This window comes from Streptomyces atratus (assembly GCF_014648655.1).
Lineage (GTDB): Bacteria > Actinomycetota > Actinomycetes > Streptomycetales > Streptomycetaceae > Streptomyces > Streptomyces atratus.
In genome coordinates this window covers 152,831-174,999 of the sequence record NZ_BMRN01000015.1, presented here as the reverse complement: position 1 = coordinate 174,999, position 22,169 = coordinate 152,831, and the positions used below count along the sequence as shown (strand labels likewise).

Annotated in this window: 27 protein-coding genes and 2 pseudogenes; 17 read left to right on the top strand and 12 right to left on the bottom strand. The window is 69.1% G+C overall.

The genetic code is table 11. The features are described from left to right. The 3 genes from IEZ15_RS24255 to IEZ15_RS24245 all read left to right on the top strand — a co-directional run. The coding region (locus tag IEZ15_RS24255) for a transglycosylase SLT domain-containing protein (protein WP_189279332.1) at nt 1–210 on the top strand (210 nt) is incomplete at its 5' end. Nucleotides 211–453: 243 nt separating this feature from the next. Continuing rightward, complete coding sequence (locus IEZ15_RS24250; RefSeq protein WP_189279331.1) at nt 454–1,098, top strand: hypothetical protein; 645 nt, start codon at nt 454–456, stop codon at nt 1,096–1,098. A gap of 479 nt (nt 1,099–1,577) precedes the next feature. Continuing rightward, on the top strand, nt 1,578–1,982 hold the full coding sequence (locus tag IEZ15_RS24245; RefSeq protein ID WP_189279330.1) for a CBS domain-containing protein: 405 nt from the start codon (nt 1,578–1,580) through the stop codon (nt 1,980–1,982). 266 nt (nt 1,983–2,248) lie between these two features. Here the strand turns inward: IEZ15_RS24245 and IEZ15_RS24240 are convergent. Beyond that, nucleotides 2,249–2,809, bottom strand: a pseudogene (locus IEZ15_RS24240) (NADP-dependent oxidoreductase); the annotation flags it as partial. Between the two features lie 215 nt (nt 2,810–3,024). Between IEZ15_RS24240 and IEZ15_RS24235 the strand changes: the two are divergent. Continuing rightward, a complete protein-coding gene (locus tag IEZ15_RS24235) occupies nt 3,025–3,180 on the top strand; it encodes a hypothetical protein (RefSeq protein WP_189279343.1) in 156 nt (51 codons plus the stop codon). A 106-nt stretch (nt 3,181–3,286) separates the two neighbouring features. Here the strand turns inward: IEZ15_RS24235 and IEZ15_RS24230 are convergent, their stop codons facing one another. Next, entirely contained in the window at nt 3,287–3,793 is a 507-nt protein-coding gene (locus IEZ15_RS24230; RefSeq protein ID WP_189279328.1) for a pyridoxamine 5'-phosphate oxidase family protein, read from the bottom strand. A gap of 240 nt (nt 3,794–4,033) precedes the next feature. Between IEZ15_RS24230 and IEZ15_RS24225 the strand changes: the two genes are divergently transcribed. Further along, a complete protein-coding gene (locus IEZ15_RS24225) occupies nt 4,034–4,513 on the top strand; it encodes a hypothetical protein (RefSeq protein ID WP_114249449.1) in 480 nt (159 codons plus the stop codon). A gap of 23 nt (nt 4,514–4,536) precedes the next feature. Then, nucleotides 4,537–5,214, top strand: a complete 678-nt coding sequence (locus IEZ15_RS24220) for a vitamin K epoxide reductase family protein (RefSeq protein ID WP_114249450.1) — start codon at nt 4,537–4,539, stop codon at nt 5,212–5,214. Here the strand turns inward: IEZ15_RS24220 and IEZ15_RS24215 are convergent. Continuing rightward, nucleotides 5,165–6,472 (bottom strand): globin domain-containing protein, encoded by a 1,308-nt coding sequence (locus IEZ15_RS24215; protein ID WP_189279327.1) that lies wholly within the window; start codon nt 6,470–6,472, stop codon nt 5,165–5,167. The genes IEZ15_RS24220 and IEZ15_RS24215 overlap by 50 nt on opposite strands. Nucleotides 6,473–6,667: 195 nt before the next feature. Here IEZ15_RS24215 and IEZ15_RS24210 point away from each other — a divergent pair, with 195 nt between their 5' ends. Next, the gene (locus IEZ15_RS24210) at nt 6,668–7,459 is read left to right on the top strand and encodes a response regulator transcription factor (RefSeq protein ID WP_114248046.1); all 792 of its coding nucleotides are present in this window, start codon (nt 6,668–6,670) and stop codon (nt 7,457–7,459) included. Between the two features lie 14 nt (nt 7,460–7,473). Here IEZ15_RS24210 and IEZ15_RS44970 read toward each other — a convergent pair whose 3' ends face one another. The 3 genes and pseudogenes from IEZ15_RS44970 to IEZ15_RS47145 all read right to left on the bottom strand — a co-directional run. Then, on the bottom strand, nt 7,474–7,731 hold the full coding sequence (locus tag IEZ15_RS44970; protein ID WP_229846079.1) for a sensor histidine kinase: 258 nt from the start codon (nt 7,729–7,731) through the stop codon (nt 7,474–7,476). Then, nucleotides 7,728–7,850: a hypothetical protein gene (locus IEZ15_RS46445; protein WP_268250416.1), complete on the bottom strand. Its 123-nt coding sequence runs from the start codon at nt 7,848–7,850 to the stop codon at nt 7,728–7,730. The genes IEZ15_RS44970 and IEZ15_RS46445 overlap by 4 nt, the downstream gene beginning before the upstream one ends. A gap of 152 nt (nt 7,851–8,002) precedes the next feature. Continuing rightward, nucleotides 8,003–8,170: pseudogene (locus IEZ15_RS47145) on the bottom strand (histidine kinase); the annotation flags it as partial. A gap of 493 nt (nt 8,171–8,663) precedes the next feature. Between IEZ15_RS47145 and ctaD the strand changes: the two are divergent. Together ctaD and IEZ15_RS24190 are read left to right on the top strand one after the other, a co-directional pair. Continuing rightward, nucleotides 8,664–10,430, top strand: a complete 1,767-nt coding sequence (gene ctaD / locus IEZ15_RS24195) for an aa3-type cytochrome oxidase subunit I (protein ID WP_373302612.1) — start codon at nt 8,664–8,666, stop codon at nt 10,428–10,430. 53 nt (nt 10,431–10,483) lie between these two features. Then, the gene (locus tag IEZ15_RS24190; RefSeq protein WP_114248049.1) at nt 10,484–10,804 is read left to right on the top strand and encodes a hypothetical protein; all 321 of its coding nucleotides are present in this window, start codon (nt 10,484–10,486) and stop codon (nt 10,802–10,804) included. Between the two features lie 193 nt (nt 10,805–10,997). On the opposite strand, the gene IEZ15_RS24185 is transcribed toward IEZ15_RS24190, so the two are convergent. Continuing rightward, on the bottom strand, nt 10,998–12,425 hold the full coding sequence (locus tag IEZ15_RS24185; RefSeq protein WP_189279325.1) for an amidase: 1,428 nt from the start codon (nt 12,423–12,425) through the stop codon (nt 10,998–11,000). A 129-nt stretch (nt 12,426–12,554) separates the two neighbouring features. Between IEZ15_RS24185 and IEZ15_RS24180 the strand changes: the two genes are divergently transcribed. Genes IEZ15_RS24180 through IEZ15_RS24165 form a run of 4 tightly spaced genes read left to right on the top strand, consistent with a single transcriptional unit; the run spans nt 12,555 to nt 13,913 of the window. Then, nucleotides 12,555–13,160 (top strand): TetR/AcrR family transcriptional regulator, encoded by a 606-nt coding sequence (locus tag IEZ15_RS24180; RefSeq protein ID WP_189279324.1) that lies wholly within the window; start codon nt 12,555–12,557, stop codon nt 13,158–13,160. Next, on the top strand, nt 13,160–13,498 hold the full coding sequence (locus IEZ15_RS24175) for a tetratricopeptide repeat protein (RefSeq protein ID WP_189279323.1): 339 nt from the start codon (nt 13,160–13,162) through the stop codon (nt 13,496–13,498). The genes IEZ15_RS24180 and IEZ15_RS24175 overlap by 1 nt, the downstream gene beginning before the upstream one ends. Beyond that, nucleotides 13,489–13,635, top strand: a complete 147-nt coding sequence (locus IEZ15_RS24170; RefSeq protein WP_189279322.1) for a hypothetical protein — start codon at nt 13,489–13,491, stop codon at nt 13,633–13,635. The genes IEZ15_RS24175 and IEZ15_RS24170 overlap by 10 nt, the downstream gene beginning before the upstream one ends. A gap of 26 nt (nt 13,636–13,661) precedes the next feature. Then, on the top strand, nt 13,662–13,913 hold the full coding sequence (locus IEZ15_RS24165) for a hypothetical protein (protein ID WP_189279321.1): 252 nt from the start codon (nt 13,662–13,664) through the stop codon (nt 13,911–13,913). 14 nt (nt 13,914–13,927) lie between these two features. Here IEZ15_RS24165 and IEZ15_RS24160 read toward each other — a convergent pair whose 3' ends face one another. The 3 genes from IEZ15_RS24160 to IEZ15_RS24150 form a co-directional block, all read right to left on the bottom strand. Beyond that, a complete protein-coding gene (locus IEZ15_RS24160) occupies nt 13,928–14,548 on the bottom strand; it encodes an L-threonylcarbamoyladenylate synthase (RefSeq protein ID WP_114248054.1) in 621 nt (206 codons plus the stop codon). A gap of 101 nt (nt 14,549–14,649) precedes the next feature. After that, nucleotides 14,650–15,102 carry a carbohydrate ABC transporter permease gene (locus IEZ15_RS24155; protein ID WP_229846078.1) on the bottom strand — a complete coding sequence of 151 codons (453 nt, stop codon included), beginning with the start codon at nt 15,100–15,102 and terminating at the stop codon, nt 14,650–14,652. 407 nt (nt 15,103–15,509) lie between these two features. Next, entirely contained in the window at nt 15,510–16,556 is a 1,047-nt protein-coding gene (locus IEZ15_RS24150) for an AI-2E family transporter (RefSeq protein WP_308427435.1), read from the bottom strand. Between the two features lie 559 nt (nt 16,557–17,115). On the opposite strand from IEZ15_RS24150, the gene IEZ15_RS24145 reads away from it, so the two are divergent. The 4 genes from IEZ15_RS24145 to IEZ15_RS47140 all read left to right on the top strand — a co-directional run bounded on the left by IEZ15_RS24145 (nt 17,116) and on the right by IEZ15_RS47140 (nt 19,897). Next, entirely contained in the window at nt 17,116–17,271 is a 156-nt protein-coding gene (locus tag IEZ15_RS24145; protein ID WP_189279319.1) for a DUF6131 family protein, read from the top strand. 723 nt (nt 17,272–17,994) lie between these two features. Beyond that, nucleotides 17,995–18,774 (top strand): 2OG-Fe(II) oxygenase, encoded by a 780-nt coding sequence (locus IEZ15_RS24140; RefSeq protein ID WP_189279318.1) that lies wholly within the window; start codon nt 17,995–17,997, stop codon nt 18,772–18,774. A 143-nt stretch (nt 18,775–18,917) separates the two neighbouring features. After that, the gene (locus IEZ15_RS24135) at nt 18,918–19,649 is read left to right on the top strand and encodes a 2OG-Fe(II) oxygenase (protein WP_229846077.1); all 732 of its coding nucleotides are present in this window, start codon (nt 18,918–18,920) and stop codon (nt 19,647–19,649) included. Further along, nucleotides 19,646–19,897, top strand: a complete 252-nt coding sequence (locus IEZ15_RS47140) for a hypothetical protein (protein ID WP_373302609.1) — start codon at nt 19,646–19,648, stop codon at nt 19,895–19,897. Before IEZ15_RS24135 ends, IEZ15_RS47140 begins: the two co-directional genes overlap by 4 nt. Nucleotides 19,898–20,037: 140 nt before the next feature. On the opposite strand, the gene IEZ15_RS24125 is transcribed toward IEZ15_RS47140, so the two are convergent. Both IEZ15_RS24125 and IEZ15_RS24120 read right to left on the bottom strand, forming a co-directional pair. After that, the gene (locus IEZ15_RS24125; protein ID WP_189279317.1) at nt 20,038–21,090 is read right to left on the bottom strand and encodes a polyprenyl synthetase family protein; all 1,053 of its coding nucleotides are present in this window, start codon (nt 21,088–21,090) and stop codon (nt 20,038–20,040) included. Next, nucleotides 21,087–22,151, bottom strand: coding sequence for a tetratricopeptide repeat protein (locus IEZ15_RS24120; RefSeq protein ID WP_114248059.1), 1,065 nt, complete (start codon nt 22,149–22,151; stop codon nt 21,087–21,089). The genes IEZ15_RS24125 and IEZ15_RS24120 overlap by 4 nt, the downstream gene beginning before the upstream one ends. Nucleotides 22,152–22,169 lie beyond the last annotated feature (18 nt).

The following is a 22,169-nucleotide window of genomic DNA, read 5'->3' as shown; positions in this document are numbered from 1 at the left end:
AACCCCAACGCCCAGAACAACTGGGACGTCAACGCACGCAACGGCATACCCTCCAAGGGCCTGCTCCAGGTCATCCAGCCGACCTTCAACGCCTACCACGTCGCTGGCACCGCGCACGACCTCACCAACCCCGTCGCCAACATCACCGCGGCCGCCAACTACGCCGCCCACCGCTACGGGTCGATCGACAACGTCAACTCCGCCTACTGAGCCACAGACTCAGCACCCACCTCGCGAGCCAGGACCGGCACAGGCAGCAACACCTGCCCATGCCGGTCCTTCGGCGTGTCAACCGGTGATGAGCCTCAGTGGGCTATCCGGCTCGGGATGTATCCCGATCGGTGCTTCGGTGTCAGCCGTTCGATATGCCTGAAATGACAGCTATATGGAGCGTAAGTACGTTCAGTCACGGGCCGACTGCACAGCTGGCCTCTCTGAGACAGGAGAAGTGACATGGTTACACGTTCCACCGTCGTGACCGCCGCTCTCGCGGCCGCCATGGCCATGACAGCCACCGGCAGCACCTTCACATCGGCCGCCACCATCGAGTCGGCCCGGCCGGCCCGGCCGGCCCGGCCGGCGCAGCCGGCGCAGGCAGCCCCGGTCGTCCGGCAGGCCGCAGCACCGGCTTCGACCTCCAACGGCGGGGGCGACGCCGGAAAGGGTGACCAGGGCGGAGGCGGCGAGGGCAGGGGCAATGACGAGGGCGGAGGCGGCGAGGGCAGGGGCAACGACGAAGGCAGAGGTGGCGAGGGCAGAGGTAACGACGAGGGCGGAGGCGGCGAGGGCAGGGGTTACGGCGGAGGTCGGGGCTACGACGAGGGCAGGATCCACTTCAACGACCGGACGTACTCCGCCTACCCTGGCGGCTGCATCACCGCGGCCAGTGGTCTCGGCGCCACAAGCTTCAATATCTTCAATGAGAGCCGGAGGACCGTCGAGGTCTTCAGCGGGGCGACCTGCGACAACGGCGGCCCCGTCGCTGTAGTCGGACCCTACGGCGCCACCTCCGGCGTGTTCCCGCAGCGCGTCGACGGAGGCGTGTTCGTCAACTACGGCGTGGGAGCGAGCTTCCGAGTGATCGGATACGACTTCTAAGGCGAGTGACGGGGTCGCCTGTTGTGACCTGACGAAGAACCCCGGCCCGCCGGTATCGGGCCGCGGTGACCTTGTCCGGACACCCCGACCGGGACGCGCCGGTTTCGGATGCCCATGCACTCATCCGGCGCACGCCCGATCAGCGCGCACGTCTGCCTCGTCATGCTGAAGCAGTACGGCGAGGCACCGCCGGCCCGGTCGGCGCGGCCGCACCGTACGCGGCCATCGCCCTCGGCGGGACCCAGTACCGGGACGGCGGGACATGGTGTCGACGCGGCAGACACCACCCATGGCCCGACCGTCCAGGAATCCGGAGGTTCCACGGGGGCGGCCTCATGTGCTCGGTCGCCCAGTGGCCCTGGCATGAGCCGGAGCCGGTCAAGTACTGGACCCCGCGCCCTTCGCAGGTGCGCCCTCTCGTGCCCGCCGGGCATGACACCGCGCGCCCCCAGCCCCTGGAGCCGACGATCACCTCTCGAATGAGTCCCACTGCCGCCGACGCCATGATCGCGCCGGACCTGCAAGTCAGCGACCACATCAGCATCGACAGGGCGCTGGATGTCCTGCGTGGATCCCACAGCCAGTACGTGCTCATCCGTGACGACGCCGGCCGGTGCGCCGGAATCATCACACTCGACCAGCTCACCGCCCACGCACCGAAGCCCTGGTACGCCGAGAACACCCGGGTCCGCGACATCGCACACGACCGCGGCCCGTTCGCGCATCCCGGCATGCTCGCCTCGGAGGCCGCGGCCGCCATGCGGGAGCGGTCCCTGACGATCCTGCCCGTCGTCGACGAGGACGGCTTCGCCGTGGGCATCCTCACCACCGCACGGCTGCAGGCACTCCTCGGCACACCTCCGGAGGACACCGACCGGCCCTGACCTGAGTGGCCTGCACACACAACAGCCGCGGCCACCGTCCGCGACATCGCCACGATGAAGCGGGCGGCCCGGCCCGCCGAGGTCGTCGCATCCCTCCTCGCCGAAGGCCGGCTGCGTCACCGGCGCGACCGTCACCCTCGACAGCGGCCGCACGCCATCTGAACCTGCCTGCTCCGAGAGGACAACACTCACTGCTCCGGCAGGGTCCGGCACCACGAATCCGGCTGTCCGTCCGGGAATCCGCACCGCAGACCCTGCCGGAGGGATCACAACTCCGCTGATGCGGGCTCCGTCACGACCAGCACGATCTTTCCCGAGGTCCGGTCGCTCTCGCCGAGGGCATGGGCCTTGGGTGCTTCGGCGAGGGGAAACGTGGCCTCGACGTGGGCACGGAGGGAGCCGGCCTCGACGAGGCCGGCGATGGCGTTCATGCCGGCGTGGTCGGCCTCGACAAGGAGGGTCTCGACACGGACGCCCAACACGGCGGCCCGCTGTTCCTCGTCCGGGGAACCGCCGTACAGGAGCGAGACGAGAACACCGCCGGGACGCAGGATGTTGAGCGAGCGGGCGCGGGTCTCGCCGGCCAGGGGATCGAGGACGACGTCGATGTCCTTGACGGCCTCGGCGAAGTCGACGCTGCGGTAGTCGATCATCTCGTCCGCGCCAAGTGCCCGCACGAAGTCGTGTTTGGGAGCGCTGGCGGTACCGATCACGTACGCCCCACGGGACTTGGCGATCTGGACTGCGAGGTGGCCGACGCCGCCTGCGGCCGCGTGGACGAGGACCCGCTGCCCGGGGCGCACGTCGGCGGTGTCGACGAGGGCCTGCGCCGATCCCGCGCTCGGCCACGATCCGCAAGGGCCGGGTTCGGCATCGAGGAGAGCCGCGGCGTCGCCTTCGGGTTGGGACCGCGGGCGGCCGCGCTCTCGAAGCGTCCACCGCGGACCTGCAGTGGGTCACCAACGCCTATCTGCTCGCCCTGGCGGCATCGCTGATCCTGGGCGGCAAGCTCGGCGACCGCTTCGGACGGCGCACCTTCTACATGGAGCAGCTCCGGGCGGCCGTCGTGGAGGGCAGCGGCCAGGCGTCCATGAACGGTGTGCACACCGCCGTCACCGTGACCGGCGTTCTCTGCCTGCTGGGAGCCGCTCTCGCGGCAGCCGGGCTCCGAGGCACCTCCCGGGCCGGACAGCAATGAGAAACGCGGACAGTGCTCGCCGGGGCGGGCACAGTCCGCGTCCGGTCCGGGGAACGTGATCCGCCGCATCCGTACAATGACGCCACTTCCGCACCCAGACGCTGCATCAGACCGTCAGCCGGATCCCGGTGACCAGATGCGGACGGATGCGGACCGCACCGTCCGTCACCCGGTCCGACCAGGGCCTGATCAGTTGCTGGTAGCGCATCAGGGCATCCGGATCGGTCACGGGGCGGCAGTAACCCGTCGCGACGACGCTCCAGCCCAGATGGGTCAGCGGATCGATGTCATCCGCCTGGTAGGCGACCACGACTCCCCGGTCGCCATGGTGCCGGGCCTGGGCGAACAGGTCCGAGTCCTGATGGGTCCGGATGACGATCTGACCGAGGTCCAGCAGATGGTTCACCGGCCGGACTGCGGGCAGCGCGCGCTGGGTGAAGACGATCCGCCCGAGCGAAACCCCGCCGAGCAGACTCAGCGCCTGAGCACCCGTCAACTCGATCGTGCGGCGTGGTCCGGTGGCCGCCGGGCCGTGAGCCGGGGCCGACGCCGACGACGTGGGCGCGGCCGCGGGCACGGACGACTGGGGCGACTGATGACCTGCGTGGCTCATGGGGCGGCCTCGTCTCCTGATCTGCTTACTTGCCGCACGAGTACATCGCGTGCGGCCATCCCCACGCCAGGGCCGAACGGCCCAGGGCCGAACGGCCCTAGCGGCGTCGGACCCCCGATGGGTTCACTGCGGTGGACCGCATGCCATGGGCCGGCCCAACGACGGCTCCGGGCGCCGGCCCATGGCTTGTGGAGCGTTCGGTCGGAGCGGCAGTGCGGATGCGTACAGGAGGGGAACGTGGTGATAGCGGTCGTCGGACACAGAGACCTCAACAACAGGACCATGGCGCTGGTGGAGGCTGAACTGAGAGCGCGGCTGGACTGCCTGGCAGAGGGAGTGGCTGCTCTCGTACGGGTCGGGGCGGGGTTGCCGCTCGTGTTCGGGCGCGCCGCCCGGGAGGCCGGACGGAAGCTGACGGTACTGCTGCCGGCCCAGGGCGCGGTGCCCGCAGTGCTGCCCGAGCGGGACCGGCGAGCCGCAGGGGAACTGCTGGTCCTGGCCGAGAGCGTACGGCTGCTGGCTTTTGATCCGGCCGACCGCGACGCTTGTGTCAGCGCCGATGAACGTCTGGTGGAGACGTGCCGGACCCTGCTGGCCGTGTGGGACGGTTCGCCGTCGGACGGCCGGGACGCCACCGCACATCTGGTTGCCTTCGCTCGGGCGCGTGGAATCCGGGTGGAGATCGTCTGGCCGGACGGCTCCGTGCGGGGGTGGGCATGAGCGCGTCGACGCGTGAGCCGGAGATGGCGGCGGAAGCCCCCGAGGCTGATGAACAGGAGGTTCGCTCCTCAAAGGACCGGGCGAACGACGGTTCTTCGGGGACGAGCGACGAACGGGATCGGGCCGGGGCACGCCAGGGAATCGCATGGCTGCTGGTGATCACCGCCGCCCTCGGGCTGCTGGGCTCCTTCGTGATCACCACCGACAAGTTCGAACTGCTCGCCGATCCCGGCTTCGTCCCCGCCTGCTCGCTGAGCCCCGTGGTCTCCTGCGCGGACGTGATGCGCAGCGAACAGGCGTCGGTGTTCGGCTTCCCCAATCCGCTCATCGGGCTGATCGCCTTCGGAGTGGTGATGGGGACCGGCGCGGGGCTGCTCGCAGGTGCGCGCTACCGGCGGTGGTACTGGCTGGGGCTGAACCTGGGCACCCTGTTCGGCGTCGGCTTCTGCATGTGGCTGATGACGCAGGCGCTGTACGACATCGGCGCGCTCTGCCTGTGGTGCGTACTCGTGTGGGTGGCCACCATCTTCATGTTCTGGCACACCACCGTGCACAATCTGCGCCACGGTGTCCTGCCCGCCCCACGCGCCCTGGTCGCGGCGGTACTGGAGTTCCCCCTTGTGGTGCCGGTGACGTGGTGCCTGGCCATCGTCATGCTGATAGCAACCCGGTTCTGGTCGTACTGGCAGACGTTGCTGTGACCTGTACGAAACCGCTGGTGTCGTGATGGATGTGCGTGGCCGGGACTCCGGCGGCGGCCAGCCGGGCTGCGACGATCCGCGCGGAGTCTGTTGTGGATGCCTCGGGTGCCAGGGCCAGATGGACGTGCTGCCGGGCGGCTGCCCCGGGACGCTGCGCCAGTATTCCGTCCAGGGCCCGCAGACCGGGATCTGCGGAGGGACCGCCCGTGAGGACGGTCAGCCAGGGACGTCCGCGCCGGAACGCCTCCAGGTACGCCGCGTCGTACACGCCCTGCCCCACCCCTCCATCCAGCAGCAGACGCACCCGGTGCGCACGGAACCGTTCGGCGTCGATCTGCTGGAGCAGAGCCTTCATCGCGGCCCATCCGGTACCGGAAGCGATCAACACAACGTCGGCGGACGGGGTGTGATCGGGCAGGGCGAGCGCGCCGCGCGGCGCGCTGAGGCGGACAGTGCCGCCCTCTCGCGTGCCGTGCACCAGCGCATCACTCACCCCGTCCGCACCACGGGCCCGTACATGGAACTCCAACTCGCCGTCCGGATGCGGCGCGCGGGCCAGATAGTAGGGACGCCATGCCTGCTCCAGCAGCGGCGACTCCAAGGACGCGAACTGCCCGGCCCTGAAGGCGTAGGGCTGATGGGGGCGCACTCTCAGCACCGCGAGATGCGGCGTACGGAACTCGTGCGAGGTCACCGTCGCCTCCCAGCTCGGCGGTTCGGCGATCGCCTCGTCCGCGCCCCTGACCATCGCCGAAACGGCCAGCCGCAGCATCCGCAGCCAGGCGTCCTCCAGGACATCGGTCCACCGGGCGCCCGCACGCGTGCGCAGCGCCTCGATCAGCGCCGCCTCGAACGCCTCGAAGTGCGCGCGGCGCACACCGAGTTTGCGATGGTCGCGACCCAACTGCGTGAGGGTGCCGATCATCTCGTCCGTGCGGTGCAGATTGCCGATCAGATAGCGGAAGATCCCGACGAGATGGGCCTGCTGGAAGGCCATCGACTCGGGGAACAACGACCGCAGATACGGATGCCGCTCGAACAGGACCCGGTACAACTCGGCGATCAGCTCCTCCAGCGGGCTCACCAGCGGCAGGAATTCGCTGATCAGCTGCTGGTCGGACGATCCGTCGTACGGCTGCGGTGCCTCGGCGCACCACGGTTCGGCGCCGGCTTCGGCCGGGGACAGGATGCGTCGTCGCAGCCGCATCGCGTCATGCCGCGCGAGCAGTGCGTGGTAGTCCTCGCTCGGGGTGTTCATGGGCCGGTGACTCCTTGGGACAGCACGGTGGGGGTGGCCGGGACAAAGAGACGTCCGCGGCGCCCGGACTGTCTCGGCGGCGTCAGTATGGCACCGGGCCCGGCCTGCCGACCGGCCCTGGCCACAGGGCCTTTCGGCCCTGTTCAGAGCCAGTTCGACATGCTTTGACACCCCGGCGAAACGGCCTGCGGACGGATGCACATACTGGTCCGAGTCCCTTTCCCCGAACCGATCGAGCATGGTGTGAATGACCTCGCGAAGTCCCCGCTGAGTACGACGCCGCAGTCCGCAGCCCCTGTACGCGTCTTCATCCTCGACGACCACGAGGTCGTCCGGCGCGGCGTACGCGATCTACTGGAGGCCCAAGACGGCATCGAGGTGGTCGGCGAGGCGTCCGACGCCCGGGAGGCACTGGCCCGCGTACCGGCCAGCAGACCACAGGTCGCCGTACTGGACGTACGGCTCGGAGACGACCCCCGCGGTGACCACGCCGGTATCGAGGTATGCCGGGAACTGCGTGCCCTCATGCCCGAACTGGCATGTCTGATGCTGACGTCGTTCGACGACGACGAGGCACTGTTCGACGCCATCATGGCGGGCGCGGCCGGCTACGTGCTGAAGCAGATCAACGGAGCCGATCTGATCGCCGCCGTACGCACGGTCGCGTCCGGCACCTCGATGCTCGATCCACGGACGACCGCTCGTGTGATGGCACGGCTGCGGGGTCCCCAGCAGACCCCCGCCGAGGAGTCGGAGGCATCGGAACTGGACCAGCTCACGACCAGGGAGCGCCAGATCCTGGACCTCATCGGCGAGGGCCTCACCAACCGAGAAATCGCGGAACGCCTCTTCCTGGCCGAGAAGACCGTAAAGAACCGCATCTCCTCGATCCTCGCCAAACTGGGCGTCGGCCGCCGGATCCACGCGGCGATGCTCGTCGGCCGGATCAAGGACCGCCAGGGGCAGACCCCGGTCCGGCGCATCTGACAGGTACTCAGGCGTCAGTCGTGGAGCGGCACGCACCACGTGATCCGGGTGCCGCCGTCCGCCGGCCGTTCGATGGCGGGCGTGCCGCCGCACAGCTCCGCCCGCGTACGCATATTGGCCGGTCCACCGCCGCGCCTTGCCGGCTGATCGCCGTCATCGATGGCTGCCCCCGCGCCGTCATCGACCGCTGTCGGCGTCACGGGCGTGGTCGTGTCACCGTCCGGGATGCCGATGCCGATGCCGATGCCGTTGTCCGTGACGGTCAGAGTCACCCCGTCGTCGGCCGACAGCCGATACGACTCGCACTGGCATGGCGGGACGCGTTGGACACCGCCTCGGCGGCGACCGCCACCACGTGTTCGGCGAGTTCGTCCGGGACGGTGGTGTCCACCGGCCCGTCGATCCGCACGGTGGGCCGGAAGCCGAGGACATGTGCCGCTGTACGAGTGGTCTCCGCTATCCGGTGCCGCAGCCCGCTGCGGCCCGAACCGTCCGTCGTGCGCAGATCGAAGATGGTGGAGCGGATGATCCGGATCGTGGTGTCAGGCCCACCGGCAGGAACTCCAGGAGCTTCTGCCCGTCCCCGACAATGCCGAGTGCTCCGTACTCCGCGTCGGTCAGCGTCACCGCTGCCTCCACGATGCCGCGCAGCACCTCCGGGAGTTCCAGGCCCCGTCCCAGACTCATCACGGCATCCAGCAGACTGCGCATCCGGTCCGGTCGGCTGGGCTGCGGCCACGCGGCCGGACCGGGGCAGGAGGGGCCGGGGGAGGGGGCTTAGAAGTGGGAGCCGGGCTCGGGAGGTGCTGTCTCTGCCATCGGGGTGCCGTTCTCTGGGGCCGTGTGCCGTATGCCGGGAATTTGCTCACCGGATCACCGCAGGGCTGGGACCGGTCCACGGGCGGTCAGCCTACGACAGCCCTGGTGTCGAGGGCCCGGCGGTGTGTGGTCCCGAAGGCCGGCGAGGGCAGGGCCGGTCTGCTGCCGGATGAACACGGCAGTAGGGCCGGTCGGCCCCGTGGAAGGTGCCCGTCGGTCCCTGGAGAGCGTCGCGGGCGGCGGCCAGCATGGTGCGGCCGGGAAGGTCCGGTCCGTCCCCTCGTGATCCGCCGGACCTTCCCGACCGCTCCCCGGACACGCCCCCGTGCGGCCGGGGAGTGTTCGGAGAACTGCCAGAGCTGGAGGACACGGTCCGGTGGACGCAATGGAATCGCAGGGCAATCAGGCCGCCCCCGCATATGGACCCGAGCCCCCCGGCCCCGGGGCCGGCCCCGCCGACGCGGAGGCCACCTCGGCCGGTCACCGGTCCACTCGGCCGGGCACGACGCAGCCCGGCACCGGTCTGCCGGGCCGTTCCTCGCGCGGCCGGATCGTCGTCTCGTGGCTCACGACGACCGACCACAAGCAGATCGGCACGCTCTATCTCGTCACCGCGTTCGCCTTCTTCCTGATCGGTGGGGCGATGGCGCTGGTGATGCGCGCCGAACTCGCGCGTCCCGGGACGCAGATAATGTCCAACGAGCAGTTCAACCAGGCATTCACGATGCATGGCTCGGTGATGCTGCTGCTGTTCGCCATGCCGCTGTTCACGGGATTCGCCAACTGGCTCATGCCGCTCCAGATAGGCGCACCCGATGTGGCCTTTCCGCGACTGAACATGCTGGCCTACTGGTTGTTCCTTTTCGGCTCACTGATCGCCGCGGCAGGGTTTCTCACTCCTCAAGGTGCTGCCGACTTCGGCTGGTTCGCCTATGCTCCGCTCTCCGACGCCACCCACTCCCCGGGTATCGGCGCCGATATGTGGATCATGGGCGTGGCACTGTCCGGCTTCGGTTCCATTCTCGGAGCGGTGAACTTCATCACCACCATCATCTGCATGCGTGCCCCGGGAATGACCATGTTCCGGATGTCGATCTTCACCTGGAACGTACTGCTGACCGCCGTACTCATCCTCCTGGTCTTCCCGGTCCTCGCCGCAGCACTCCTCGCGCTGGAGATGGACCGGAAGTTCGGCTCGCACATCTTCGACGCCGCCAACGGGGGTGCACTTCTGTGGCAGCACCTGTTCTGGTTCTTCGGGCACCCGGAGGTCTATGTGCTGGCTCTGCCGTTCTTCGGCATCGTCTCCGAGATCATTCCGGTCTTCTCCCGGAAGCCGATGTTCGGCTATATCGGTCTCATTTCCGCGACGATAGCCATTGCCGGGTTGTCCGTCACCGTCTGGGCCCACCACATGTATGTCACCGGTGGTGTACTACTGCCCTTCTTCTCCTTCATGACCTTCCTGATCGCCGTACCGACCGGAGTGAAGTTCTTCAACTGGATCGGCACGATGTGGAAGGGGTCGCTGTCTTTCGAGACGCCGATGCTGTGGGCCACCGGATTTCTGATCACCTTCGTCTTCGGTGGACTGACCGGAGTAATCCTGGCCTCACCACCACTGGACTTCCACGTCTCCGACTCATACTTCGTGGTCGCCCACTTCCACTACACACTCTTCGGTACAGTCGTCTACGCGATGTTCGCCGGATTCCACTTCTGGTGGCCGAAGTTCACCGGCAAGATGCTCGACGAGCGCCTGGGGAAGATCACCTTCTGGGTGCTGACGGTCGGATTCCATCTCACGTTCCTGGTGCAGCACTGGCTCGGTGTGGAGGGAATGCCCCGCCGATACGCGGACTATCTCGCCGCCGACGGTTTCACCGCCCTCAACACCCTGTCCACTATCGGCTCGTTCCTGCTCGGGCTGTCGTTCCTCCCCTTCTTCTACAACATCTGGAAGACCGCTCAGTACGGCAAGAAGGTAACCGTCGACGACCCCTGGGGTTATGGCCGCTCCCTGGAGTGGGCCACGTCGTGTCCTCCTCCCCGGCACAACTTCATCGCCCTGCCCCGAATCCGCAGCGAGTCCCCGGCCTTCGATCTGCACCATCCGGAGATTGCCGCGCTCGACCCTGCCGCACCGCACTGACCTCTGAGCCCGTCCACCACCGCAAGCCCCGCTCCTGAGGAGAGTGCTGTCCGATGTCCCATGGTGTTCTGGCGCTCGGCGTCGCCGTGCTCTGCGTATCGGGCAACGTCTGGTACCTGCCCGCCTGCATCGACCTGCGTGCCGGGCAGGACCGGCCGCGATCCCGCCGGCTGGTCGCGGCCGCTGTACTGGCCGGGTGGGGATCGGCGGCCCTCACGATGCTCCTGCTGCTCATGCCGGTCACCCTGTCCGCGGTCGCGCTGGTGGCGGTCGCGGGTACCACCACCACGGTGTCCCTGGCCGTCCGCGCGCGGCTGTGCCGAGGCCGGGAGCAGTGCGAAGAGGAGGCCCGGTGGGCCGCGCTCTTGCGTTGATCAGCGAGTTCGCTTCCCGATGCCCGGCCTCGCCTGTCTTTGCACCCACGTCCGTTCCTGGCCGGGCCGTGTCCTGCGCACGGACTCCCGGGCCGGTCAGGGCGGCTCGCGGGGGCCCGGCAGCCGTCCGCCACGGCGGGGTCCGTTCGGACTTGCGCGCAGCCGACCGAGAGCCGAGGGCGCAAGGGCTCGATCAGCCCTGACCCCCCACGCGCGGGTCGACCGGTGTGAGAACTCCGAGCCGGTCCTCGATCGCCTGCGCCGCGCCCAGGCACAGGTCTTCCCGGAACGCGCGCCCGACAACCTGCGCCCCGGACGGCAGTCCGTCGACCACTCCGGTCGGTACGGCCACGCCGGGCACACCCACGAAACTGGTCACGGTGCACAGGCGCATCGCCGAGCCGACCTGGTCCCGTCCGGCCCTGTCGCGCGACTCCAATCCCGGCTCGACCGGTGGCTCGGTGAAAACCGGGCCGAGCAACAGCGGGTATTCGTCGAGGAATTCGGCCCATGAGCGGCGGATGTTCATCCAGGTGCCCATCAGTTTCATGAACTCGTCGGCGCTTGCCGGTGGCGTTCGCTCCATCGTCATCTCGATATAGCGGTCCCCGCCTGCTCCGAGCAGCTTCCGCACCACCGGCCAGGTCGCAGCGAACTCGGTCACGGCGATCCGGCCGTACGCTTCGAGCGCTTCGTCCAGTCTCGGAACGTCCTGTACCTCCCGCACGTCGTACCCGGCGTCGCGCAGCGCCTCGGCCGCGGTCTCGACGGCCCGGCGAACCGTGGGGTGAACGCCGTGCCCACCCGGGTCCGCCACGACCGCGACCTTCACCGGTCCGGGGAGCGGTTCGCCGTAGGCCGGTACCGGTACGGCCCGCGGGTCGCGCGGGTCGGTCCCGGCCAGCACCTCGAACGCCAACCGGAGGTCGCCCACACTCCGCGCCAGCGGGCCGTCGGTGACCAGCATCTGGGACGCCGGGCCGGGGTCGTCGGGGCCGAGGACGCGGTGGTCCGCGGGAAAACGCCCGGTTGTCGGCTTCAGCCCGGCCACGCCGCAGAACTGGGCCGGGATGCGCACCGATCCACCGGAGTCGTTGCCGAGCCCGAGCGCTGCCATGCCCGTGGCGACGGCCACCCCGTCGCCTCCGCTGGTGCCACCCGGGGTCCGGCCGCGGTCCCATGGGTTGACCGTGTCGCCGAAGAGCTCGCTTCGCGTGTGCATCCCCGCCAGGATCAGGGTGGGTATGTTGCTGTGCCCGATGGGGATGGCCCCGGCTGCGCGCAGCCGGGCCACCGGGGGCGCGTCGGCCGACGCCACCAGATCGCGGAAGCGCTCCGTGCCGAACGTGGTCGGTACGCCTTCGACGGCGGTGCTCTCCTTCACCGTGAACGGCACGCCCGCCAGCGGCCCCAGCGCTTCACCGGCGGCCCGTCGGCGGTCTGTCTGCGCTGCGGCGGCGCGTGCGCGCTCCGCCAGGAGCTGTGTGACCGCGTTCATCTGCGGGTTGACCTCGGCGATGCGCTCCAGGTGGCTGTCGACCAGTTCGACAGCCGAGACATCTGCGCGGCGCACCGCCTCCGCCTGCGCGGTGGCCGGCATCTTCCACAGGGCATCCTGCATGCGCTCGTGTCCTTTCCCATCCATGTTCCGATGCACTTGCATCGGAACTGTAGCCCCCGAACCGATACGTGCGCATCGGATAAAGTGAGCCGGGGAACGGATCACCGTGGAACCAGGGAGCGACCGGGTATGCCCAAGCAGGTGGATCACGCAGACCGACATCGCCGGATCGCTGAGGCCGTCTGCCGACTCGCCGACGAACGCGGGCTGGAGGGCGTGACCCTTCGAGACGTCGCCGCGTGTGCGCAGGTGTCGATGGGCGCCGTTCAGCGATGCTTCCGTACCAAGGAAGAAATGCTTGTGTTCGCGCTCGGATACATCGGCGAGCGGATCAGTGAGCGTGTACAGGCCCGCGTAGTGAGGTGTCCGGCCCAGTCGGCCGCCACCGCCCTGGGGCATGCGGTGACCGAGGTCTCACTGCTGCAGGAAGAGCACCGCGCCGAGGCCAGGGTCTGGCTCGCCTTCGTTGCGCAGGCGGCTGTCAGCGAGGCCCTCGCGAGGACGTTGAAGGCGAACTACGCAGCTCTGCAAGAGGCGTTCACCCGCCTCATCTCGGAAGCCGGTGAGGGCGCCGACTGTGCCGTGCCCCTCGATCCGCAACGCGAGGCCCGCACCCTCCTCGCCCTCGCGGACGGCCTCACCGCGCACGTCCTCATCGGCCATCTCACCCCGCGAGAGGCGCAGGACGTCCTCCACACGCACTTGGGCGGCCTCTGGGAGCGTCCGGTCTGCTGATGACCGGACCCGGAGGGCAGGGCAAGACCCGTCCGGCCCGTGAAGTGGCCTTTCGTCTCGACGCCGAGGACTGGGCGGTGGGGCAACTGGCCCAGTCGGAGCATCTGTCCGCCGGGCACCTCGGTGAGTCCGGGGGAGGAGCAGACCTGGCGGCGGCGCGTCCTGAGGTGTTTCTGCCGGGCTTTGCGGTGTCGCTGAACAATCTGTCGGCGGATCTTGCCGAGTTGGGAAGGCGGGAGGAGGCGTTGGCGGCGAGCGTGCGTGCGGTGGGGATCCGTGAGGAGCCGGCGGCCGCGCGCGCCCCGAGGTGTTTCTGCCCGGCCGCGCCGTGTCGCTGAACAACCAGTCCAACCGGCCGGCGGAACTGGGCCGGAACAAGGAAGCCCTCGTGGTGATCGGCCGCGCGGTGGAGATCCGCGAGCGTCTGGCGACCGTGCACCCGGGCGCGTTTCTCCCGACCTCGCAACTTCGCTGAGCAACTGCGCGGTCAGGCAGGACGAGATGGGGCGGCGGGAAGAGGCGCTGACGTCCGTCACACGCGACATCGCCATGCTCGAGAACCTGGCAGCGGCGCGGCCCGCGGTGTTCAACCGCCTGCTCATCGAGCGCATCGCACACCAGGGCGCTCTGCGGAGCCCGGGCCGTCCGCCGCGCGCGGCGCTGCCGCAACCCCGCCCTCGCGACCGTGCCGCAGGCACCCTGCGCATGAGTCACCGGCGTTCCGGCACGGAGGCCGCCCGGCAGACGCCGTGATGCCCGAGGCGGGGCTACTCGAACCGTGCGGTGTCGCCCGCCCCTCGGCGTACGATCTCGAGCTCACCGCCGGAGAAGTCGATGACCGTGGTCGGCTCGGTGCCGCAGTCGCCCGAGTCGACCACGGCGTCCACCACATGGTCGAGCCGTTCCTTGATCTCCCAGCCCTGTGTCAGCGGCTCGTCCTCGTCGGGCAGGAGCAAGGTGCTGGACAGCAGCGGCTCACCGAGGTCGGCGAGCAGCGCCTGCGCGACGACATGGTCGGGAATCCGGACTCCGACCGTCTTCTTCTTCGGGTGCAGCAGCTGACGCGGCACCTCCTTCGTCGCGGGGAGGATGAAGGTGTAACTGCCGGGTGTCGCTGCCTTGATCGCGCGGAACACATCGTTGTCGATGTGCACGAACTGACCCAGCTGCGCGAAGTTCTGGCACACAAGGGTGAAATGGTGACGGTCGTCGAGGTTCCGGATCGACCGGATCCGGCTGATGCCGTCACGACTGCCCAGCTGGCATCCCAAGGCGTAACAGGAGTCCGTCGGGTACGCGACGAGCGCGCCGGCCCGGATGCTGTCGGCCACGGAGCGGATGGTGCGTGATTGAGGATTCTCGGGGTGTACGTCGAAGTACTTCGCCATCCGCCGAGTCTAGGTGATCAGGACATTACGCTCGGAACAGCGGGGCCCGGTCCGGTCGGTGCGTCGGATTCCGGCGCCGTCGGTCCCGACGGCGCCGGAGCTCACTCCTTGACCGCTCCCGCGTTGGCGCCGCTCACGAAGTAGCGCTGGAAGCAGAAGAACAGCGCGGCCACCGGGAGGGTGGAGAGCAGCGCCGCCGCCAGCTTCAGCGGGTACTGCGTTCCGCCGCCGAGTCCGCCGGAGACGAAGCGGGCCAGGCCCGTGGTGAGCGTCTCGTACTGGCCGGACTGCGTGCTGACGAGGAAGTGCGTGAACTCGTTCCACGACCCCTGGAACGACAGGATCGTCAGGGTGATCAACGCCGGTCCGGCCATCGGCAGGACTACGGACCAGAAGATCCGGAACACACCAGCCCCGTCGACCCGTGCGGCCTCCTCGACCTCGCGCGGTACCGATTCGAAGAACTGCTTCATGATGAAGATGCCCGCCGCGTCCACCAGCAACGGCAGGATCATGCCGGTGTATGTGTCGAAGAGCCCGAAGGTGTTGAGCACCAGGGGGGCTTTCCGCCGACGTCCCCGGCGGAACGCTCACGGTCGCGCCCGGGTTCGCGGAGGCCTACCGGCCACTGAAGGTCGAGGGGCTCGACGTCGCGGGCGAGCGGCTGGACATCTCCGTCGACGCCGACGGCACGGCGCACATCGAGGCGCCGAAGGGCCTGGTGGTGAGGAGGCAGCACACGACGCCCCGTTGACCCACAGCGGCTGTGCCCGATTCGAGGCAGGACCCCGTGGGCCGGGGCGAGCCTGCCTCGGACCAGGCGGCCGAGATCGCCGGGGGCGGCAGCAACAGCGGTACGACGGAACCCGCGCCGGCAGTTCGGCTTGCGGCCTGTGCCCGTGGCAGGCCGGCCGGGAACTTGGGTGCCGGGCTTCTGCCCTGCTTCCGTCCCGCGCGTCCTTCAGTCCTTCGCCTGTGCGGATTCACGTGCCTGGCGCAGGGCCTGATGGGCCGACCAGACGACGGACACGAGCGGTACCGCCACCACCGCGCCCAGCACCCCCGCCGCGATGGCGCCCCCGATCACCGCGAGTGCGACCACCACCGGGTGCAGGCGGACGGCCCAGCTCATCACGATCGGGTGCAGAAGATGGCCCTCGAGCTGGCCGATGACCACGATCAGCGCGATGACGACGGCCGCCACGATCGGGCCTTTCGCCGCCAGAGCCACCACGGCGGCGACTGCGAGGGCGACCGGTGAGCCGATCAACGGAATGAAGGCGGCGAAGAACTCCAGCAGCGCCAGGGGAAGGGCCAGCGGTACTCCTAGTGCGAACAGGGCCAGTCCGACGAGTACTGCGTTCGTCGCCGCCACCAGGACGATGCCGTGTGTGTATCCGGTGAACGTCCGCCACGCCGCACGGCCCGCGATCGTGACCCGGGTCCGGGCCGTCTTCGGAAGCTGGTCGCAGAACCAGTCCCACTGCCGGTCGCCCGAGTGAATGAAGAAGACCGAGCAGAACAATGCGAGAGCGAACACGGTCACCACCTCCACCAGCCGGCCCACGCCACTGAGGGCCGTGCTGATGAGGGTGGAGCGATGGCTGGACAGGAACTGCCCGATCCGGGACTGCATGTCGTCGAGCGCCTTGGGGCTCAGCCGGAACGGTGGCCCCTCCAGCCAGTGTTCGATCCTGACGAGGCCGTTGCCGAACTCCCGCTCCAGCCCGGTCCGTTCTGTGGCGACTACTTCACCGATGAGGGTCAGAATGCCGAGGACGAGGACGATGCTGCCGACAAGCGCCACAGCGACAGCGAGAGGCCGCGGCATCAGACGCACCAGGAGATCGGCCACCGGGCGCAACATCGCGGTGCCGACCAGGCCGAGGAAGACGGCTACCGCTACCTCGTGGAACCGTCCCAGCGCGGAGAAGACGGCGTACACGAGGGCTCCCACGACGAGGATTCGCCAGGCGTAGGCAGCGGTCGTCTGCAGCGTGGGGTTCACGCGTGGTTCGTACCGCGGGCCGGGCGGCGCATGTTGTGCGCCCAGGTTCCGGTTCGCAGGGCGGGTGATGTCGCGCAGCGCCTGACGTGACGCGGTGCGGATACGGTGCCGTCGCCCTTCGGACGGCACGCCGGGGTCCGTGTTGTCGGGCTGCGGATGCGATGGCCTGGGCATTCCCTGCTGGTACCAGCCTGGGCCGCGTCCTTTCGGGCTCCCGCCGCGACATGCGCAGGAAGTCACCCCTACGGGCGGAGCCACCGGCCGTTCACCCGTGGCTGTCGTTACCGACGGACTGGTCGATCCAACTGCCACCGGAGTTCCGCATGCAGGTCTCCAGCGACACGTCCGAGGTGAGCGTCCTGCACCGGGCCACGCCGGTCATCCGCGAGTGCGGCGGATGCATACGGTGACGACGTCCCTGCCTGTCGTGCTTCACATTCGCGCCTTGGGCCGTTCGAGCGGTGCCTCCGCGGCCGGAGGCGATGCTCCTCGCACGACCGCTATCACCCCGCGAAGGCGGCAGGCGCATACTGGAAGAGATGCGAGGTGGGAGGTCGTCATGATCATCCTCGGTGCCATTCTGCTGGTCATCGGCCTGGTGGCAGGTATCTCGATCCTTTGGACGATCGGTGTTGTGCTCGTCGTGATCGGCATCGTTCTCTGGATCCTGGGTGCCGTCGGGCATGCGGTGGGAGGCCGACGGCATTACTGGTAGGACTGCCGTTCCGCCGTCGGCGCCCTCCTCGGTCACGCCCGCCGCCAAGGCGGATCGTGAGCAGGACAGCATGGGCCGACGATGACGGGATCATGGGTCGGCCGGCGGCGACCCCGCACGACCGTTGCCCCGAGATCGCGATCCCGATGGTCATGCGTGTCTCGGTAGATCCCGCAGCCGGGCGTTGTCGCGCGACGCCGGGCGACGTATTTCACGACCGTTCCCGCGGGCCCGCACGCCGGTGAGCTTCAAGGAGTTCGCGAACGTGTGCCGCGGACTCGGCGTGTCCCGCTCGCGCGCAGCGGTCGGCACCAGCGTGGACAACGCCGCCGCGCTCGAACCCGTAGAGGCCGCGGTCGGTCAGTACCAGCAATGCCCGCGGTCAGGCGGGACCGCAGCTGCCGGGGCAGGGTGTGCTCACCAGGGCCGGCGGCCCGACTGTCGCGGCGAAGACCGCGTGCTTGCCGCACTCGGGCGGGCCGACCACGCATGCCTTTGATACGGCGGACACCGGCCTCGGGCTGCTCGCGGCACACGACCCGTAGCGCAATGTCTGAAAGGCGCCAGATTTGCTGCTCGGGGGCAGCCAGCATTGATCGTCGAGGGCTTTCGACTGTGTCGCTGCGACAGCGCGCAGGCTGTGAAGCCGTACGCACCCGCACGGTCGAGGCGTCTGCCGGGCCCTGACCGCTGCGACGACAACACACCACCGAGGAACACACCATGAACCACTCCGCCGTCGCCCCGACGCTGTTCGGCGACACACCCCGGACCGGTGGCGCACCACACGTTCCGTACGACAAGGACCTGCCCGCACTGAGCGAGCTGAACTGGACATCTCTGTACGGTCAGTTGAACGAGCGTGGTGTTGCGCTCACCCCGCCCCTGCTCAGCCGCGAGCAGTGCGAGGAGCTCATCGGCACGTTCGACGAGGACGGGATGTTCCGCAGCACGGTGGTGATGCAGCGCCACAACTTCGGCCGCGGCACCTACAAGTACTACGCGAACCCGCTCCCACCGCTGGTGCGGGCGCTGCGCGAGAGCTTTTACCCGCCGATGGCATGGATGGCCAACCAATGGGCGCCGATGCTGGGTGAAAGCACTTTCCCTGACACGCTTGCGGAACTCACCGAGGAGTGCGCGGCCAACGGCCAGAACCGCCCGACTCCGCTGATCCTCACTTACGGGAAGGGTGACTACGCCTGCCTGCATCAGGACATCTACGGCGACATCGTGTTCCCGCTCCAGATCACGATCATGCTGAACCAGCCGAACGAGGACTTCGCGGGCGGGGAGAACGTCTTTGTCGAGCAGCACCCCCGCTCTCAGTCGAAGGCAATTGTCGTCAAGCCGGAGCTGGGCCAAGGGGTGATCTTCCCGGTCCGCCATCGGCCGGTGCGCGGAAAGAACGGCTATCGCCGGCACCCCGTACGGCACGGCACCGGTGCCGTTGAATCCGGCAGACGCAACACCTTGGGCCTCATCTTCCACAACGCCCGCTGAATCCATCCGCCTGTTTCCGGCAAAGCAGCAGCTGCCCCACGAAGGTGTCGCCCAGGCTGCAGCCCGACCGGCATCGTCGCGCGGGGCCGCGGCGACGCCCACGACCCTGCCCGTTGCCCACCGCATACTGAGGAACGAGACGCGTGATCGACACAACACGCCAGGCCCGAACCGTGAGCGACCTGGTCGACGGCACCGATTGGGCCGGGCTCACCGACGAGCTCGACGCATACGGCAGCGCGCTGACCGGGCAGCTTCTCGCCCCCGACCGGTGCCGCGAGCTCGCCGGGCTGTACGACCGGTCCGAACACTTCCGGTCCACCATCGACATGGCCCGCCACCGATTCGGCTCCGGCCAGTACCGCTACTTCACCCACGATCTGCCCGAGCTGGTCCGGGAGTTGCGCGAGGCGTTCTACCCGCACCTGCTGCCGATCGCCCGCGCCTGGGCCGACAAGCTGGGGCAGTCCGCGCCGTGGCCGGACGAGTTGGAGGAATGGCTCGACATGTGTCACGCGGCCGGGCAGTCCAAGTCCTCCCAGATCCTTCTGCGTTACGCTGCCGGGGACTGGAACGCCCTGCACCGCGACGTCTTCGGCGACATGCTCTTCCCGCTCCAGGTCGTCATCGGACTCGACGCGCCGGGTACCGATTACACCGGTGGCGATTTCCTCATGACCGAGCAGCGTCCCCGCGCCCAGTCCCGGGGATCGGCCACTGCCCTTCTCCAGGGACACGGGCTGGTCTTCACCACCCGGGACTGGCCGGTCGCCTCCAGGCGCGGCTGGTCGACCGCGCCCATGCGGCACGGTGTCAGCACCGTCCGCTCAGGCCGGCGCCGCACTCTCGGCCTCGTCTTCCACGACGCCAAATGAACGATCGCACCGATGCCCGCCAAGAAGCCGGTCACCGCATCCACACACTGCTCGGCCCCGACGGCGAGCCCTGTCGCGGCACCACGCCGGGCACACTCGGCGGACACCGGCGGGGCCGGGTGATCGGGGCGGGCGAGACACTGCGCAAGCAGACGTCCTTCGACGACTACCTGGCACAGCGCGCAGCCGATCCGTCGTACACCTTCCGGCAGCATCTCCGGCGGACCGGTGGGGCCATCGAGGAGTAGAGCAGTTCGGGTGAGCGCGGGGACCCGTCAGTTCTCCGCCGCAGTTCAGGATGTACCGGGGGCCGGACCCGGGGTTCCGGCCCCCGGCACCGATGGGGAGAGCCGGAGGAGTGGTGACCCGGTCGGGGTCCCGTGTCGGTTCACATGGTGCGGTCCACGAAGAACGGGAGAAGCGCGAGGATTTCACCGAGCGCAGCCGGGGCCAGCGGAACGCCGTCCAGGCTGCGGCGGGCGCCCTCCAGCTGCTGGTGGGCTTCGGCCAGTGTCGCGGAGCGCCCACCGGCTTCTTCGGCGAGGTCGGCTGCCCGCCGGGCCGTGGTGCGGTCGAGCGGGTTGCCGGTGCCGAGAAGCGTGGCGAGGCGCCGGGCAGCGGGGTGGTCCGTGGCCAGGGCCGCAAGGACGGGGTACGTCTTCTTCAGCCGGCGCAGATCACTGTGGACGGGCTTGCCCGTGACCTGCGGATCTCCCCAGATCCCCAGAAGATCGTCCACGGCCTGGAATGCCACCCCGAGATGCCGACCGGCCCTGGCGAGGGCGTCGACGGTTGTGGCAGGGGCTCCGGCCAGCACCCCACCCAGGCCCGCCGCACAGCCGAGCAGCGCGCCGGTCTTGTGCTCGGCCATCCACCGGTACTCGTGCGGCTGCACCGATTCGGGTCCGGTCCAGGGCCGGGACTCGAAGCGCAGGTCCTCGGCCTGACCGCGCACCAGGTCCGTCAGCGTTCCGGCGAGATGCCGAACCGCCGTCGCACTGTGCACGCCCGGAGCGTCGGCCAGAGTCCGTACAGCCAGCGCGAAGAGCGCATCCCCCGCGAGGATCGCGGGGCCGGTCCCGTACACCTTCCAGACGGTGGCGCGCTGCCTGCGCGTCTCGTCGCCGTCCATGATGTCGTCGTGCAGGAGGGAGAAGACATGGATCAGCTCGACGGCGACCGCGCCGACGACAGCGTCCTTTGCAGGGGCACCGGCGGCCTCGGCGCTCAGCAGCGCGAGGGCCTGGCGCACCCCCTTGCCCTGTGCGCCCGTGACGGGTCTGCCGTCCGCCGTGCTCCACCCCAGGGAGAAGGCGGCCATCTCCGCGTGCCACGGGTGCAGACGCTGTACGGCCTCTGCAAGCGCCGGGCGTACGAGGTCGCGGCAGCGGGCGAGGATCTGCGGTGCCGTGGCCCGGTGGGTTACGGGTGGTGGTGTCATCGTCGTCCGCTTTCCTCTTCCGTCTCTCCACCGACCGGTGTCACCCCGAGTTCGGCGTACGCCTTGTCCACCATGTCCCGGGCGTTGAGCAGGCCGATCCGGCTCAGGGTGCGGCGCAACTCGTCCAGATCGGCGGCGGTCTCGTTCCGGTCGCGGCCGAGCCGGGCGAGCGACTTGACGAGACCGAGCCGGGCCAGCGCTTCACCGCGGGGTTCGGACATGGCACGGAACTCGGCGAGCGCTTCCTCGTAGACCTGGCGCGCCTCCTCGTAACGGCGCGCGCGGAAGAGCACGTTGGCGCGCATCTTGTGGTTGTACGCGAGCGCACTGGACAACTTCATCTCGCGGCAGGTGAGTTCGGCCTCCGTGAGCAGGGCCAGGGCACGCTCCGGATCGTCGTCCCGCAGGGAGATGATGTCGGCCATGCCGCGCAGGGCCCACGCGCGGCCACGCCGGTCGTCCGCATTTCCGGCCAACTGCGCCGCTTCCTCGAACATGGCCAGGGCGCTGTCGAGCGATCCGGTGTTGCGGTGGATCTGTGCGATGCCCTCCAGTGCCCACACGGTGTGGCGCGCCTCGCCACGGGCGCGTGCCTCGGCGAGCAGCTGTTCGTGCAGGACAGCGACGGTCTGGTAGTCGCCCTGTATTCGCCCGGTCTCCGCAAGGCCGGCGAGGGAGTAGCCACGGGCGACGATATCCCCGCCTCGTTTCCCCATGTCGGCCGCGAGTGCCAACAGCCTGAAAGCGAGCCTGAGTTCACCGCGCTGCCGGGCGAGTGTCCCACCGCTCCACAGTGCCCAGGCCATGGCCCCGAGGTCACCGGCCGAGCGGGCGGCCCGGTAACTGGCCTTCCACGCCTGATCGGCTTCCTTCACGTTGCCGAGCCTGCGATGCGCCTCGGCGACCGCGAGCCCGCATCGCGCCACTTCCCGTTGTGAACCGCTGTGCTCGGCCTCCCTCAAGTGACGTACTCCTTCGGCCAGTACATCCGTGAGTGAGGAGTTCACCGACATCTTGGTGAGGGCGCCTTGGTACTCGGGCGCCAGTGCCTTGCTGTGCATGGGAGCCTTTCGCGCGCG

Coding starts and splice junctions, on each gene's coding strand:
- IEZ15_RS24250 (WP_189279331.1), top strand. CDS start 454: ATGGTTACACGTTCCACCGTCGTGACCGCCGCTCTCGCGGCCGCCATG.
- IEZ15_RS24245 (WP_189279330.1), top strand. CDS start 1,578: ATGAGTCCCACTGCCGCCGACGCCATGATCGCGCCGGACCTGCAAGTC.
- IEZ15_RS24235 (WP_189279343.1), top strand. CDS start 3,025: ATGGAGCAGCTCCGGGCGGCCGTCGTGGAGGGCAGCGGCCAGGCGTCC.
- IEZ15_RS24230 (WP_189279328.1), bottom strand. CDS start 3,793: ATGAGCCACGCAGGTCATCAGTCGCCCCAGTCGTCCGTGCCCGCGGCC.
- IEZ15_RS24220 (WP_114249450.1), top strand. CDS start 4,537: ATGGCGGCGGAAGCCCCCGAGGCTGATGAACAGGAGGTTCGCTCCTCA.
- IEZ15_RS24215 (WP_189279327.1), bottom strand. CDS start 6,472: ATGAACACCCCGAGCGAGGACTACCACGCACTGCTCGCGCGGCATGAC.
- IEZ15_RS24210 (WP_114248046.1), top strand. CDS start 6,668: ATGCACATACTGGTCCGAGTCCCTTTCCCCGAACCGATCGAGCATGGT.
- ctaD (WP_373302612.1), top strand. CDS start 8,664: ATGGAATCGCAGGGCAATCAGGCCGCCCCCGCATATGGACCCGAGCCC.
- IEZ15_RS24190 (WP_114248049.1), top strand. CDS start 10,484: ATGTCCCATGGTGTTCTGGCGCTCGGCGTCGCCGTGCTCTGCGTATCG.
- IEZ15_RS24185 (WP_189279325.1), bottom strand. CDS start 12,425: ATGCAGGATGCCCTGTGGAAGATGCCGGCCACCGCGCAGGCGGAGGCG.
- IEZ15_RS24180 (WP_189279324.1), top strand. CDS start 12,555: ATGCCCAAGCAGGTGGATCACGCAGACCGACATCGCCGGATCGCTGAG.
- IEZ15_RS24175 (WP_189279323.1), top strand. CDS start 13,160: ATGACCGGACCCGGAGGGCAGGGCAAGACCCGTCCGGCCCGTGAAGTG.
- IEZ15_RS24165 (WP_189279321.1), top strand. CDS start 13,662: ATGGGGCGGCGGGAAGAGGCGCTGACGTCCGTCACACGCGACATCGCC.
- IEZ15_RS24160 (WP_114248054.1), bottom strand. CDS start 14,548: ATGGCGAAGTACTTCGACGTACACCCCGAGAATCCTCAATCACGCACC.
- IEZ15_RS24145 (WP_189279319.1), top strand. CDS start 17,116: ATGATCATCCTCGGTGCCATTCTGCTGGTCATCGGCCTGGTGGCAGGT.
- IEZ15_RS24140 (WP_189279318.1), top strand. CDS start 17,995: ATGAACCACTCCGCCGTCGCCCCGACGCTGTTCGGCGACACACCCCGG.
- IEZ15_RS47140 (WP_373302609.1), top strand. CDS start 19,646: ATGAACGATCGCACCGATGCCCGCCAAGAAGCCGGTCACCGCATCCAC.
- IEZ15_RS24125 (WP_189279317.1), bottom strand. CDS start 21,090: ATGACACCACCACCCGTAACCCACCGGGCCACGGCACCGCAGATCCTC.
- IEZ15_RS24120 (WP_114248059.1), bottom strand. CDS start 22,151: ATGCACAGCAAGGCACTGGCGCCCGAGTACCAAGGCGCCCTCACCAAG.